Genomic DNA, 13,808 nt, shown 5'->3' with positions numbered 1-13,808 from the left:
GGGGACCGGACCATGCCAGTCAATGGAAAATGGGTCCGGTCTCCGGCCCTGAGCAAGTTACGGATAGGCGGAAAACTTGCGAGAATCCTGATTGCATCGCTGGCGTTGGCGGGTTTTTCGCCGCCACCACCAGCACCGCCGGCCACCACAGTCGTGCCGCCGCCATCTCTGGCGCAGGCGGACGGATGCGAAAGCGGTAACGTCACGATCACCGCCGACTTCGAGGAAGGGGCCTTCGCTCAATGCGCCCGCGTTTCGAACCGGCATTTCGTCCTGACCATCGCCGCAGAAGATACTCAGGTCATCAATTGCAGTCCCTGGTATGCGTTTAAGGTGAGTGCCAAACACCCGACACCAGTGGTCGTGGACTTGCGCTATCTGCATTGCGGCCATCGCTATTGGCCCAAAGTCAGCACCGATGGTCAGTCATGGTCGCGGCTCGACAAAAATCAGGTCAAGATTCGTAAAAAATCGGGTCTGAATCAGGCGCGGCTCAAATTGTCGGCCACCCCGACACCGCAGATTGTTGCCGCACAGGAACTGGTGCCTGCGGCTTTCTATAATCAATGGATGTCCAGTCTTGCCGCCTTCCCGACGGTACAACGGTCGCGTCTAGGTGCTTCGAAGGAGGGGCGGGCCATCGACATGCTGCGCATTGCCGCGCCGGGACAGGCACCGCGTGAGCAAATCCTGTTACTCGGTCGGCTGCACCCACCCGAAACCACCGGCACCGTCGCGCTGTTCGCCTTTGTCGAGCGCCTGCTTCAGGATGACCCCCTAGCGACCGCCTTTCGCGCGCGCTTTGCCACCAATGTCGTTCCGATGCTCAATCCCGATGGCGTCGCGCACGGCCATTGGCGGCACAATATGGGAGGGGTAGATCTCAACCGCGACTGGGGACCCTTTACCCAGCCCGAAACGCGACTGGTCCGCGACTATGTGGCGGGGCTAACCGGCGATGGTGTAAACAAGCTGCGGTTAATGATCGATTTCCACTCGACCGCGCATGATGTGGTTTACACGCTACCCGCTGGCACGACGACCGAACCTCCCGGCTTTACGGAACACTGGCTGTTGCGATACGCTCAACTAATGCCGGATTATCATGTCAATATAGAGTCCAAACACAATGCAGGCGGGCCAGTGTCAAAAGCATGGTTCTTTGACCAATATCACGTCCCGACCGCGACCTTTGAAATGGGCGATGAAACCGATCGTGCCCTGATCCGTAAGGCAGGAACGGCGGCGGCGACGGCGATGATGGAAAGCCTGATGGCAAGCAATGTCCCCTAAAACCCACGGACTTCTATCAATGGCGGTGTTGCTGTTGCTTTCGTCGGGATGTGCCGCAACCCGTCAGAAAGACACCAAGCGCCATGTCGATGCGCTGATTATCGGCGGGCAAATATATGACGGGTCGGGCCGTGCGGGCTGGCAGGGCGATGTGGCCCTTGATGACGGTCGGATATTGGCCGTCGGACCGCATCTTGAACAGCAATATGTCGGCACACGTCGGATAGATGCGCGGGATATGGTCGTCGCGCCGGGGTTTATCGACCCGCACACACACGCCGACCATGATCTCTCCAGCTCCGACGCTGCGCGCCGCGCCAACCAGGCCTATGCCTTTCAAGGCGTAAGCACAGTCGCTGTCGGCAATGATGGATTTGGCAGCGCCTTCACTGACAATCCACAGGGCCTGCCGAGCGATTTTGGCACCAATGTCGCGCCGCTCGCGGGTTTCGGTGCAATTCGCCGCGCGGTGATAGGCGACCGCGACCGCGCGCCCAGCGCAGACGAACTAGCGCAGATGAAACAGCGTCTGGCGACGCAAATGTGCGCGGGCAGCTTTGGCTTGTCGACTGGGCTTTTCTATGCCCCGCAAAGCTTTTCCAAGACTGGTGAGGTGGTGGAGATGGCACAAGTAGCCGCGCGCTTCGGTGGCTATTATGACAGTCATATCCGCGACGAAAGCGACTATACAATCGGCGTGCTAGCCGCGGTGCAGGAGGCCCTAGACATTGGTCGTCGCGCCGGTTTGCCGGTGCATATCTCGCATATCAAGGCGCTAGGTCCTGCGGTCTGGGGCAAAAGTGCGGCGATGATTGCGCTGGTCGAAAAGGCGCGCGCCAGCAGGCAGATTGTGACCGCCGACCAATATCCCTATGCCGCATCGGGGACGCGGATCAGCAATGCGCTGGTAGGCCGCTGGGCGCTCGATGGCGGACTGACGGCGTTGCGGACGCGACTGGCCGATCCGGCCCAACGCGCGCGTATCGCGGCGGATATCACCGCCAATATCACAAGGCGCGGCGGTGCTGACACATTGTTACTGACCAAATCGGTCGGCGTTGACTCAGCGCTAGAAGGGCAAATATTACAGCAAGTTGCTGACGCAGCGAACCAGACACCCACGGCGGCAGCCATCTCTATATTGGAACAGGGGGATGCCTTACTGGCCTCATTCAATATGAACGAAGACGATATTCTCGCCTTTGCGGTCCAGCCTTGGGTGATGACAGGATCGGACGGAAGTGAGGGGCATCCGCGAAAATACGGGACTTTTCCCACCGCATACCAAAGTCTCGTCAGCAAGGGGCACCTGTCGCTGACGCGCTTTGTGGCACGGAGCAGTGGCGACATAGCACTGATGATGGGCCTGACAGATCGTGGCTTCCTGCGCGCTGGAATGGCCGCCGATATTGTTGTCCTTGATCCGTCTGCCTATGCGCCGCGTGCGGACTATCGTCATCCGACCGAATTATCGTCGGGCGTGCAGACGCTGCTGGTGAATGGTGTCGCCGTGATAGCAGATGGCACAGCGACCGGACAACTCGCCGGACATGTGTTGCACAAATCTGTGCAATCAAAACAATGTGCCGCACAACAATGATGAAGGCTTTGGATGACTAAATATTGGTTCGGTGTCGCGCTTTGGAAGCGTGTTGTCCTGTCGTTGATTCTGGGGGTGGTTGCCGGGATTCTGATGGGCCATGGAGCCGAATCGATAAAATGGATTGGCGACCTGTTCATTCGTGCGATCAAAATGCTGGTTGTGCCTCTGATCTTTTTTTCGCTGGTATCGGGAGTTGCCGCGCTGGGTGATCTGAAAAAGCTGGGTCGCGTAGGCAGCAGGGCGCTGGCCCTGTTTTTGGGCACGGCAATTATTTCGGTCACCTTGGGGATGACATTGGGGACGCTGGTGCGCCCCGGTGATGGCCTGCGGATCAGTATCGAGGGAGCCGCTCCGGCAACTCCCGCGCATAGTGTCACCGACATGATCCTCGCTATGATCCCTGAAAATCCGGTGATGACCATGGCACAGGGTCAGATACTTCCGCTGATTATCTTTGCCATGTTGTTCGGCATCGCGCTGCTGATGGCGGCCGAAGAAGGCAAGCCGCTCGTGCGTGCGGTCGATGCTGGTGCTGCGGTGATGCAGAAAATGACAATGCTGGTGATGGAACTCACCCCCTTTGGCGTCTTTGCGCTGATCGCTTGGGTGACCGGAACCTTTGGCTTTGCCGCACTCATCCCGCTCAGCAAGCTGGTGGGACTCAATTATGGCGGCTGCCTCATCATCCTGCTTGTTGTCTATCCGCTGATCATTCGTACCATTGCTAAATTGCCGGTGCGTGATTTCTATCGCGGCATACTTGACGCGCAGGCCGTGGCTTTTTCCACCGCCTCATCTAATGCCGCGCTGCCGGTGACGCTGCGCTGTGTGCAGCGCAACCTCGGCGTTTCGAAAAGCATCGCCAGTTTCACCGTCGCACTGGGCGCCACCATCAATATGAACGGCACCGCTATGTATCTGGGTGTCGTCGCGCTGTTCGGTGCGCAGGCCTATGGCATTGAGCTGACCCCGATTTCCTATCTGCTGATCGGCCTCACCTCGACGTTGGGCGCGGTTGGTGCAGCGGGGGTTCCGGGGTCAGGATTGGTAATGATGAGCCTAGTCCTGACCTCGATCGGCGTGCCGCTGGAGACGATTGCTTTTGTTGCGGGTATCAACCACATCCTCGACATGATGCGGACCATGACCAATGTGACCGGCGATGCGACGGTTGCCGTGGCAGTGGGGCGGATGGCGGGAGAGATCGACGTCGAGGAATATGTCTCCGACGATGATGTCTGACTCTATTCGGACAGGATATTGGCCGACCGTTCGGCAGACCCCATTGCCAGCGTCCACCCCAGCATCCCATGACCTATATTCACCGCCACACGGTCGCCCAGCTGACGAATGATCGGCAGTGAATTGGGGGTCATTGGGCGGTGTCCGGCCCAAAAATCGGTCGCGCGATCATAGTCAGCCGCCTGCGGAAGCGAAGCACGAGCGGCTGCTAGCAAATGCTCGATCCGATTGTGGTCAACGGCTGTGTCGCCATCTCCCAGATCGGCAATCCCCGCGACCAGCATCTTGTCGCCGCAATGGGTGAAAACGATGCGGCGACTGCTGTCTGTAATGCTCGTCTGTGGGGCATGTTGGCCCAAAGGAGCGGTGAAGGAATAGCCTTTCATGGGCTCAATAGGCGGTCTCCAGCCCAGATCGCGCGCAAATTCGGTGGCTGCAAAACCGGCGCACAGCACGATCTGGTCATGGCGTAGCTCTTGCCCACCCTTCAACACGACGCGAACATGGTCGGGATGCGGTCGAAGCGCGGTGACGGGCGAAGCAAAGCGAAAATTGACGCCAAATTTGCGCTGCGCGACCTCCGCCAGCTGATTGGCGAATTCGAAACAATCACCCACGGCATCATGCGCGCTGTGTATCGCTCCGACAATTGGAAAGCCCGCCTGATCCAGAGCTGGTTCGACCGACAGCACCTCGTCAGGAGACAGCGCGCTTTGCGATGCACCCTGGTCTGCTTTCAGCGACAGGATAGCGCGTGCGCGTGCAAAGCCGGACGATGAATCAAAGATTTGTAGTTTGCCCGCTTGCCGAAAACCAAAAGCCAGATCTTCTTCACTGCATAGCTGTTCGAGCGCGATGCGCGATTCATCAGCCAGCTTCAAGCAAGCCAGCGTATTGGTGCGAAATCGAGCCGCAGTGCAGTTGCGCAGAAACTGGCCGAGCCACAGCAGAAACTGTGAATCGCATCGCCAGAACAGCCGAAAGGCCTGGTCACGGCCAAAGCTGAGCTGCGGCAAGTCGCGGATCACCGAGGGGCTGGCGAGGGCATCGGTGTAGCAATAGCTCAGCTGACGTCCGTTGCCCCATGACGCTCCCATCGCGGGTCGGTCATGCCGGTCATAGACGGTCACCCGATGGCCTCTCTTGGCGAGTGCATAGGCGGTCGTTGTTCCGACAATGCCGGCCCCGATAACGGCAATATCTAGCGACTTGAACATGGTCGGAATTTGTCCATATTTCGAAGGGATGGCTACTATACATTGCTGTCCGTGCCATAGCTGTCGGCTATGGTTTTAGCCGCTAATGGCGCTAGCTATTGGGCCGAACATTAGGTTAGGCTGCGCACAGGGGGGACGTTGCGCATGATGGACAGAGTGTTTGCGAAGCGGAGAGCAGCCAAAGCGGGACGCCGGTTCCGCGCTTATTGGCTGCCTTTGGTGCTGCTCACGACTGGCAGCGCCGACGCTGCCAGCGAAACGCCAGTGCCAGCCGCTGCCGTTGCGGCCGACCATCTCAGTCTCAGCGGACAGATTCAGGTGGTAGGTGGCACCGTCGACCCTGCTACTTTGCGAGTGCAGATCAACGATGTGGTCGCGCCGCTCGACAGCGATGGACGATTCCACGCCAAACTGGCCCCTAACAGCTATTATCAACTGGAGGTCAGCGGCGCGGGCATCTTCACTACAGTCCAGACATTTGGTCATAATGAGCTTCGCCAACAGGGCGCGCTTGCCGCGCTGCCTCCCGTCGACGTTGTGGCGCGAAAACCGGGTCGGGTTGAACTTTTCTTTGGCGGCGATGTTATGGCCGGACGCCGCTATTCCAAACCGCTTTGGGATGAGCATGTCCTGATCCACAAAGGGTCGGAGGAGCAGGATATCGTTCGCCTCCTCAAGCCCATGCAGCCCTATTTCGTCCATGCGGATATGGCATCGGTCAATCTGGAAACTGTTCTGGCGGACAATGCACCTGGCGATTTTCCGGGGAAAACCGTTGTCTTCTATTCACCATTGGCCTTGGCAAAGGCGCTGGCGGATGTCGGCATCGACTATGTCACTCTCGGCAATAATCACAGTTTTGATTATCTCGACCCCGGCATTTTGACCACGCGGTCGGCGGTCGAGGGGGCTGCGCTCGCCCATTCCGGGGCGGGGCTGAACGAAGCAGAAGCTCTACGCGCTGCGCGGATTGACCTTGCCGGTGCCAAGCTGGCTATGCTGGGCTTTGTCGGTTGGGAAGGGACCGTTGAACCGAACCAGGTCGCCGAGACGAATAAGGGCGGCGCCGCACTCGGCAGCGATGACAATATCGCTTCGACGGTGCGCCGTGAGGCGGCGGCGGGGCGCAGCGTCATCGTCCAATATCATGGCAGCACGGAATATAGCGATGCGCCGACCGAGGTCAGCGAGCGCCGGATGAAACTAGCGCTCGACAGCGGCGCTGCGCTGATCGCCTCGCATCACCCGCATGTGCCGCAGGGTCTCGAACTATATCATGGCAAGCTGATTGCCTATTCGCTCGGCAACTTTCTGTTTGACCAGTATTTTCACGAGACGCAAGGCAGCATGGCGCTGAAGGTCTGGATGGACGACGGCCAATTTTATCGTGCTGAGGCGGTGCCGATCCAGATACTCGATTATCGTCCGGTGCCAGCGGTGGGCGATATGCGCGCCGCCATCCTGCGCCGCTTGTTTGCGCTATCGGCGGATCGCGGTACCTATTTGCGCATGTCGGGCGGCCATGCCGTCGTCGATTCCCGCTCCGTCGCACCCGCCGCCACTACGCCTGGCTGCGCGCAAAGTCCCGCCGGACCGGACAGCCTTATGAAATCCTCTTTTGATCTGTGGGTTGGGCCACGCGGTTGCCCCAACTTTACCGATAAAGACAGTCGCACCGGAGCCGATATTTTCCAGCGCGGCGATTTTGAGAATGCCGTCTTTGGCGATGCCACTGACCGGACCTGGGGAGCTACCAACGCCAGCATCGGTTTCGACCGTGACCAGCAGCAAAGTCATTTGACTGTCACCGGCGCACCCGCGCAAGACCGAATGGAATTTGCGCCCAAAAGCTTCTTTCGAACCGGACATTTCGGCCAATACAGCCTGATCGCACGCGTTCGGACGCGTCAGCCCGCCACCCTTGCGATGGAGGTTCAGCCCCGCCCAGAAGGGATGGGGCGGCTCAAAGCGCTCGCCACCGCAACCCCGCGCCAGATCGGCACAGTTGCCCTGAAGGGTGGTGCAAACTGGCAAAATATCCGCATCAATTTTACGATCCCCAACCCCAACCCTGGCGATGGCGAAGGCGACAAACCAACCTTTCGGCCTCTCTTTACTCTGAGTCAGGCGGGAAGCGCATGCAAAACGAGCGATGCCCCTTTGCGAATAGAGCTGGACGATGTCGCACTCATCAATTGGCAGAACTAATATCATGACCTTTGGCTCGAACCTGCGCCCTAGGTGTTTGGTCCCGGCAAAGACTCAATACAAAAGCTGGAAGCGATGAAGTGGCCAGACATCGGTGGTCGTTGCGCCCCGCCAACGCAGCCTCCGCTTCGCGCTGCTTTGCAATTGATTATCCTGCGAAATCCCGGATCATATTTTTGGCAATAACCAGTTGCTGAATCTGCGTGGTGCCTTCGTAGATACGATAGATGCGGCAGTCGCGATAGAAGCGCTCGGCCAGATATTCCTTTAAATAGCCTGCGCCACCATGGATTTGGACCACGCGATCGGCGACGCGCCCGCACATTTCGCTGGCGAACATTTTGGTGGCGGCGGCCTCGACAAGGATTTTCTCGCCGCGATCCGCGCGCGCGCAGGCGTCATTCAACATACAATCGGCGGCGTAAATCTCGGCTTTGCTGTCGGCAAGCATCGCCTGAATCAACTGAAAATTGGCAATGGGTTCGCCGAAAGCCTTGCGTTCCATCGCATATTTTAGCCCTGCATCGAGCATGCGCTGGGCATAGCCAACACTGGCTGCAGCTACCGATAATCGACCATTATCAAGGCTTTGCATCGCAGTGCGAAATCCCATGCCCTCTTCGCCGCCGAGCAGTGCGTCTCCGTCGACATGTACGTCTTCCATGATGACATCGGCAATTTGCGACCCCGCCTGACCCATTTTGCCATCGGGCTTGCCAATCGACACGCCGGGGGCGTCGCGCGGGACGAGGAATGCGCTGACATGCGCATTTTTAGGCAACGCCTCGGCATTGGTGCGCGCCAAGACAAGGATAACGTCGGCGAAGGGGGCGTTGGTGATGTAGCGTTTGGTGCCGTTGAGGACATAGCCATTGCCATCACGCACCGCGCGGGTTTTCATGGCGGCGCTGTCGGATCCGCTGTCGGGTTCGGTAAGGCCAAAGGCGGCGATGGTGCCGCTGGCTAGTTTGGGAAGCCAATGCTCCTTTTGCTGATCGGTCCCAAAACCGACCAGCGCCTTGCACACCATGCCAATGTTGATCGAAAGGATCGAGCGATAGGCCGGCGAAGCATAGGCAATCGCCTTGATGAAACCGACATATTGGCTGATATTCATGCCTGCACCGCCATATTCGGGTGGCATCGTCACACCGAACAACCCCATTTCGCGCATTTCGGTAAGAATGTCGTCTGGGACACGACCGAGGTCTTCCAACTGATCCTCTGCCGGAATCAGCCGGTCGCGGACATAGCGATGAATCTGCTCCATGAAGGCGGCATGAATGTCAGCGTCCATCCCGGGGTTGGCCATGTCATTCACACCTTCTGGAGGGTCATTGTTGTTCATAGCTGTCAATCGCCGAAAAGATTCGGGTCAGTTGTTCACGTTCGTCGGTCCCGATATCGGGGCGCCAAATTTCAAACAGCAATATCGTTCGGTCGCTTGTTCCGTGATTCCACGCTTCATGTTCAAAACTGTCGTCGAAAATCAGCAATTCGCCCTCACGCCAGTGCCGCGTTTCCGCCCCTACACGGATGCCACAGCCGTCGGGCACGACAAGCGGCAGGTGGCAGATCAGCCGGGTGTTGAGCATACCATGATGCGGCTGGATATGTGTGTCGGGGGTGAGGCGTGAGAAAAGCGCAAGCGGTGCGCGCTGGGGAATAATCGGCTGCGGCGCGTGGGTAAGGGCCGCCAGAGTCGCGGGACACTGCTCGGTCATTCCGGGAACGACTTCGCCATCTTTCCACAGCCATGCGGCACACCAGTCTGGCTTGTCGAGCAATGGATTATTGGGTGGAGGGCGATCTGAACTGGCAGTTACATATGGGCCGAACCGATCGGGTGCATCGGCGACGAGGTCGGCAAGTTCGGCGCGAATTGCGTCCGCAGCAGCTTCGATTTCGTTGACCCAGTCGAACGCGTCGCGCTCAAAGAAAGGGCGTTGAGTGAGACCGGGGAAGTAAAACATATTCGGCTGCTGCAGGTGCAGCACTTCGTCGCCACGTAGCAGTCGCAAGGCTTGGGCAACACGGGGACTGGCGTCCTGATCCCGGACCCCAGAAGCATCAAGTTTCTTGGCCAAATGCGCGGCAAACTCTGCCTCCGCCGCAGCGAGAAATTTTTGAGCGCGGTCGAGCCCAGCATGAAGGGCTGTGGCAACTTGCCCGGCGGTCGATGCCGTGCTGAGCGCGAGGCGATAAAAGCTTGCGGCGGCGCGCTGATCATCCTTGCGGCGCTTGAGTTCTGCCATAGCGAGCATGGCCGCGATATTGCTCCGGTCGCTACGGATCGCCTGATCAAGGGCAGATTGTTCCGCGTCAATATCATCGGCGCTGTAAGCGGCGCGGGCCTGTTCCAGCCATGAAGCATTGCCTGTCATCCCGTCGGCATAGCGTTGCAGCTGTCTTTTGCAAGCAAGCTACAGCATGACATTGGCGGCGGCTCATACTCTGTCAGTTGGTGTATCTGCGGACGGTTTCTAGCTAGATGGATAGGCGCTGGGAGCAGATAAGATCAAAATCGCGTCCGTCAGGCCAGTTTGACGAAACTGTCGAGCACGCGTTTGGTCCCTGCCTGTTCAAATTCCACTTCCAGCTTGTTGCCATCAATATCGCCGATGGTGCCATAACCGAACTTTTCATGAAAGACGCGACAGCCGATGGCGAGGTCGGTGCGGGCCTTGGCGCCAACCGAGGCGGCGGGACCGCGCTCGCTGGGCGGTGCGCTGCGTGTGACGGTTGACGAGCGCACGGCACCGCGTTGCCATGCGGGGCCACGCGATTGCGCGCGCGCAGGCTTTTGTTCGGTGACATGGGCAAAGGGATATCCCTGCGCCGACCAGTTAGCGCGCCACATGCTGGCACCGCCGCCCATCGTGTTGACGACATCGACATGTTCGTCGGGCAATTCGGCAATGAAGCGGCTGGGGATGCTGCTCATCCACTGACCATAGATGCGGCGATTAGAGGCGTGATAAATTTGGGCGTGGCGGCGGGCACGGGTGATGGCGACGTAGGCAAGCCGACGCTCCTCCTCCAAACTGGCGGCTCCGCCCTCGTCCATTGCCCGTTGCGAAGGAAAGACGCCATCTTCCCAACCAACAAGAAAGACATGATCGAACTCTAGCCCCTTGGCGGCATGTATGGTCATGATGGTGACGGTTTCGCCCTGTTCCTGGGAATCCCGGTCCATCACCAGGCTGACATGTTCGAGGAACGTCTCGAGCATATCATAATCTTCCATTGCGCGGACGAGTTCGGAGAGGTTCTCGATACGCCCCGCGGCATCGGCACTGCGGTCGGCCTGAAGCATGGCGGAGTAACCCGATTCGTCGAGGAGTAGTTGCGTCAGTTCGGGATGCGACAGCTGTTCCGATTTGCCCTGCCAATTTTTCACTAACGCCACGAAGCTGGAAAGCGACCGCCGAGCCTGCGGCGTGAGTTCATCGGTTTCGACCAGCCGCTCAGCCGCATGGAGCAGCGGTGTGTGTTCGGCGCGCGCGGTTTGGTGAATCCGCGCGAGCGCTTTGTCCCCTAGTCCACGCTTGGGCATGTTGACGATACGTTCAAAAGCCAAATCATCGGCGGGTGATTGGATCAGCCGCAAATAGGCGAGGGCATCGCGAATTTCGGCGCGCTCATAGAAACGGAAGCCGCCGACAATCCGATAGGGCATACCAATGGAGATGAACCGGTCTTCAAATTCACGGGTCTGAAACTGCGCCCGCACCAAAATAGCAGTCCTGTCGAGACTGACGCGATTGCGCTGAAGCGTTTCCAACTCTTCGCCGACGCGCCGCGCTTCTTCCGGCCCGTCCCACACGCCAATAACACGCACCTTGTCGCCGGGATCCAAGTCGGTCCATAGCGTCTTGCCCAAGCGGCTGCCATTGTTCGCAATCAAGCCGGAGGCGGCGGCCAATATTTGCGGTGTCGAACGATAATTTTGTTCGAGCCGGATCACTGTCGCGTCGGGAAAATCCTTTTCAAAGCGTAGGATATTGGCGACCTCAGCGCCGCGCCAGCTGTAGATTGATTGATCATCATCGCCGACGCAGCAGATATTCTTGCGGGCCTGAGCGAGCAGGCGAAGCCAGAGATATTGGCTGGCGTTGGTGTCCTGATATTCGTCGACGAGGATATATTTGAACCGCTGTTGAAATTGTTCCAGCACATCGCGATGGGTCCGCAGGATGACGAGAATATGCAGCAACAAATCGCCAAAATCGCAGGCATTGAGCCCTTTTAGTCGCGCCTGATAAAGCGCATAGAAATGCTGTCCTTTGCCATCGGCAAAGGCTTCGCGGTCGGCGGCATCAAGGTCGGTGGGCACAAGTCCCCGGCTTTTCCACCGGTCGATCAGGCCGGCGAGCAGCTTAGCGGTCCAGCGCTTTTCATCAATCCCTTCAGCATGAATCAGCTGTTTGAGCACGCGCAATTGGTCATCGGTGTCGAGAATGATGAAATTGCTTTGCAGGCCCACCAGTTCGGCGTGTCGGCGCAACATTTTGGCCGCGATGCTGTGAAAGGTGCCGAGCCAGGGCATGTCCTCGACCGCATCGCCGATCATCCGGCCGATGCGCTCTTTCATCTCACGCGCGGCGCGGTTGGTGAAAGTGACGGCCAATATCTCGCTGGGCCAGGCGCGACGGGTGGCGACTAGATGCGCGAGCCGCGCGGTCAGCGCCGCCGTTTTGCCCGTGCCCGCGCCTGCCAGCATCAAAACCGGCCCTTCGGTGGTCAGCACAGCCTGTCGCTGCGGACCGTTAAGTCCGCGAATATAGGGCGGGTCCGATGGGTCGGTGGCGGGAATGTGGGGTGAGGGGGTGGGCAATGCGGTCACGAGTGAACGATTAGGGAACAGCCACGCGCAGTGCAAGCGTGGCGCTCAGTCAATTTTCCGCATCAGCGTGAGCAGCGCTTTACCGACCCGTCGTTCGACCTCAATCGCAAAGCCTGAGACTTGGACTGCCTCATTGGCTGCTGTTTCCATTGCAATCCAGCTTTCCGGAGGCGTCCAGCCATGGCGACTGAGTTTATCGAGCGCGACGCTCCCCGCGCCGGTGCCATAGGGGGCGTCAAGCAGGAGCAGGTCGAACTGGCGTGGCGTGGGACCAAGACTGAGGACCGAGCCGGTGCGCACATCGGCGCGCGACAGCGCGCCAAAGGCTTCTAAATTGGAGCGAAGTGCGTCGATCGCCGCGCGATCCTGTTCGGCGAACAGACAATGCGCCGCACCGCGTGACAAGGCTTCGATGCCTAGTGCGCCCGATCCGGCGAAGAGGTCCGCGACAGCTAACCCTTCGAAGCTGCCCAAGCGGCTGCTGAGCATAGAAAACAGTGTTTCGCGCGTGCGATCGGCGGTCGGGCGCGTCGCTTCACCCTTCGGTGCCTGCAATTTACGGCCCCGCCATTCTCCGGCAATGACGCGCATTAGGCTTTGCCCATGTGCCGACGAAATTTGAACAATTCGTCACGGGGGACGACATCGACGGCACCCATCGGCAGGCCGTCGAGCGCGAAAGCGCCATAGCGGGTGCGGATGAGGCGGCTGACCTGCAAGCCGAAATGTTCGAGTACCTTGCGGACTTCGCGATTTTTGCCTTCGGTCAGTGTCAGTTCGACCCATTGGTTGCGACCGGTGCGGCGTTCCAGGTTGGCGTCGATTTTGCCATAGGTCACACCGTCAATGGTGATGCCTTCGGCCAGTTCTTCCAATTGCATCTGGCTGATGTCGCCAAAGGCGCGGGCGCGGTACGTGCGCTCGACGCCGCTGGCGGGGAGTTCAAGGTCGCGTTTGAAGCCGCCGTCGTTGGTCATTAGCAACAGCCCCTCGGTATTATAATCAAGCCGCCCCACTGGCATCAGGCGCGGCAGATCCTTGGGCAGAAGGTCATAGATGGTCTTGCGCCCTTTCGGGTCGCGCGCTGCCGTGATGCAGCCTGACGGTTTGTGAAAACGATAGAGCCGGGTCGAAACGGGCTTGGCGACGGGGTGGTCATCGACGGTCAACCCCTCCAGCGTCGTCAGAAGCGGGGCGGGCTGGGCCACGATCGCGCCATTGAGCGCGATGCGTCCCTCCTCGATCATCCGTTCAACATCGCGGCGCGAGCCTACGCCGGCGCGCGCCAGCAATTTGGCGATGCGCTGTGGCCCATCGTGCGTTTCTGCCGATTCTTTTGTGGGCTTGGCATCGCGCACCGCGGCGCGCGCGGAGCGGCGACCTTTGAGGCCACCCGTGG

The 13,808-nt window shown here is 59.1% G+C and carries 10 protein-coding genes; 4 read left to right on the top strand and 6 right to left on the bottom strand.

The features are described from left to right. Positions 1 to 12: 12 nt before the first annotated feature. Genes ACR3XE_RS09635 through ACR3XE_RS09625 form a run of 3 tightly spaced genes read left to right on the top strand, consistent with a single transcriptional unit; the run spans position 13 to position 4,138 of the window. Entirely contained in the window at positions 13 to 1,293 is a 1,281-nt protein-coding gene (locus ACR3XE_RS09635; RefSeq protein WP_473697860.1) for a M14 family metallopeptidase, read from the top strand. After that, entirely contained in the window at positions 1,283 to 2,893 is a 1,611-nt protein-coding gene (locus ACR3XE_RS09630; protein WP_473697861.1) for an N-acyl-D-amino-acid deacylase family protein, read from the top strand. Before ACR3XE_RS09635 ends, ACR3XE_RS09630 begins: the two co-directional genes overlap by 11 nt. 12 nt (positions 2,894 to 2,905) lie before the next feature. Then, positions 2,906 to 4,138 (top strand): dicarboxylate/amino acid:cation symporter, encoded by a 1,233-nt coding sequence (locus ACR3XE_RS09625; protein ID WP_486185686.1) that lies wholly within the window; start codon positions 2,906 to 2,908, stop codon positions 4,136 to 4,138. Positions 4,139 to 4,140: 2 nt separating this feature from the next. Here ACR3XE_RS09625 and ACR3XE_RS09620 read toward each other — a convergent pair whose 3' ends face one another. Next, positions 4,141 to 5,355, bottom strand: a complete 1,215-nt coding sequence (locus tag ACR3XE_RS09620) for an FAD-dependent oxidoreductase (protein ID WP_473697863.1) — start codon at positions 5,353 to 5,355, stop codon at positions 4,141 to 4,143. Positions 5,356 to 5,499: 144 nt separating this feature from the next. On the opposite strand from ACR3XE_RS09620, the gene ACR3XE_RS09615 reads away from it, so the two are divergent. After that, the gene (locus ACR3XE_RS09615) at positions 5,500 to 7,563 is read left to right on the top strand and encodes a CapA family protein (RefSeq protein WP_473697864.1); all 2,064 of its coding nucleotides are present in this window, start codon (positions 5,500 to 5,502) and stop codon (positions 7,561 to 7,563) included. A 148-nt stretch (positions 7,564 to 7,711) separates the two neighbouring features. On the opposite strand, the gene ACR3XE_RS09610 is transcribed toward ACR3XE_RS09615, so the two are convergent. The 5 genes from ACR3XE_RS09610 to ACR3XE_RS09590 form a co-directional block, all read right to left on the bottom strand. Beyond that, entirely contained in the window at positions 7,712 to 8,875 is a 1,164-nt protein-coding gene (locus ACR3XE_RS09610) for an acyl-CoA dehydrogenase family protein (RefSeq protein WP_473700312.1), read from the bottom strand. Positions 8,876 to 8,897: 22 nt separating this feature from the next. Beyond that, positions 8,898 to 9,947: an aspartyl/asparaginyl beta-hydroxylase domain-containing protein gene (locus ACR3XE_RS09605; protein ID WP_473697865.1), complete on the bottom strand. Its 1,050-nt coding sequence runs from the start codon at positions 9,945 to 9,947 to the stop codon at positions 8,898 to 8,900. Between the two features lie 149 nt (positions 9,948 to 10,096). Next, positions 10,097 to 12,409, bottom strand: coding sequence for an ATP-dependent helicase (locus ACR3XE_RS09600; RefSeq protein WP_486185685.1), 2,313 nt, complete (start codon positions 12,407 to 12,409; stop codon positions 10,097 to 10,099). A gap of 45 nt (positions 12,410 to 12,454) precedes the next feature. After that, positions 12,455 to 13,000, bottom strand: coding sequence for a 16S rRNA (guanine(966)-N(2))-methyltransferase RsmD (rsmD, locus tag ACR3XE_RS09595; RefSeq protein WP_473697867.1), 546 nt, complete (start codon positions 12,998 to 13,000; stop codon positions 12,455 to 12,457). Then, positions 13,000 to 13,767: a pseudouridine synthase gene (locus ACR3XE_RS09590; protein ID WP_473697868.1), complete on the bottom strand. Its 768-nt coding sequence runs from the start codon at positions 13,765 to 13,767 to the stop codon at positions 13,000 to 13,002. Before ACR3XE_RS09590 ends, rsmD begins: the two co-directional genes overlap by 1 nt. Between the last annotated feature and the right edge of the window lie 41 nt (positions 13,768 to 13,808).

This window comes from Sphingopyxis sp. 10G20-10 (genome assembly GCF_057365075.1).
The sequence above is the reverse complement of the archived record's forward strand: the minus strand, read 5'-3'. Positions and strand labels throughout refer to the sequence as shown.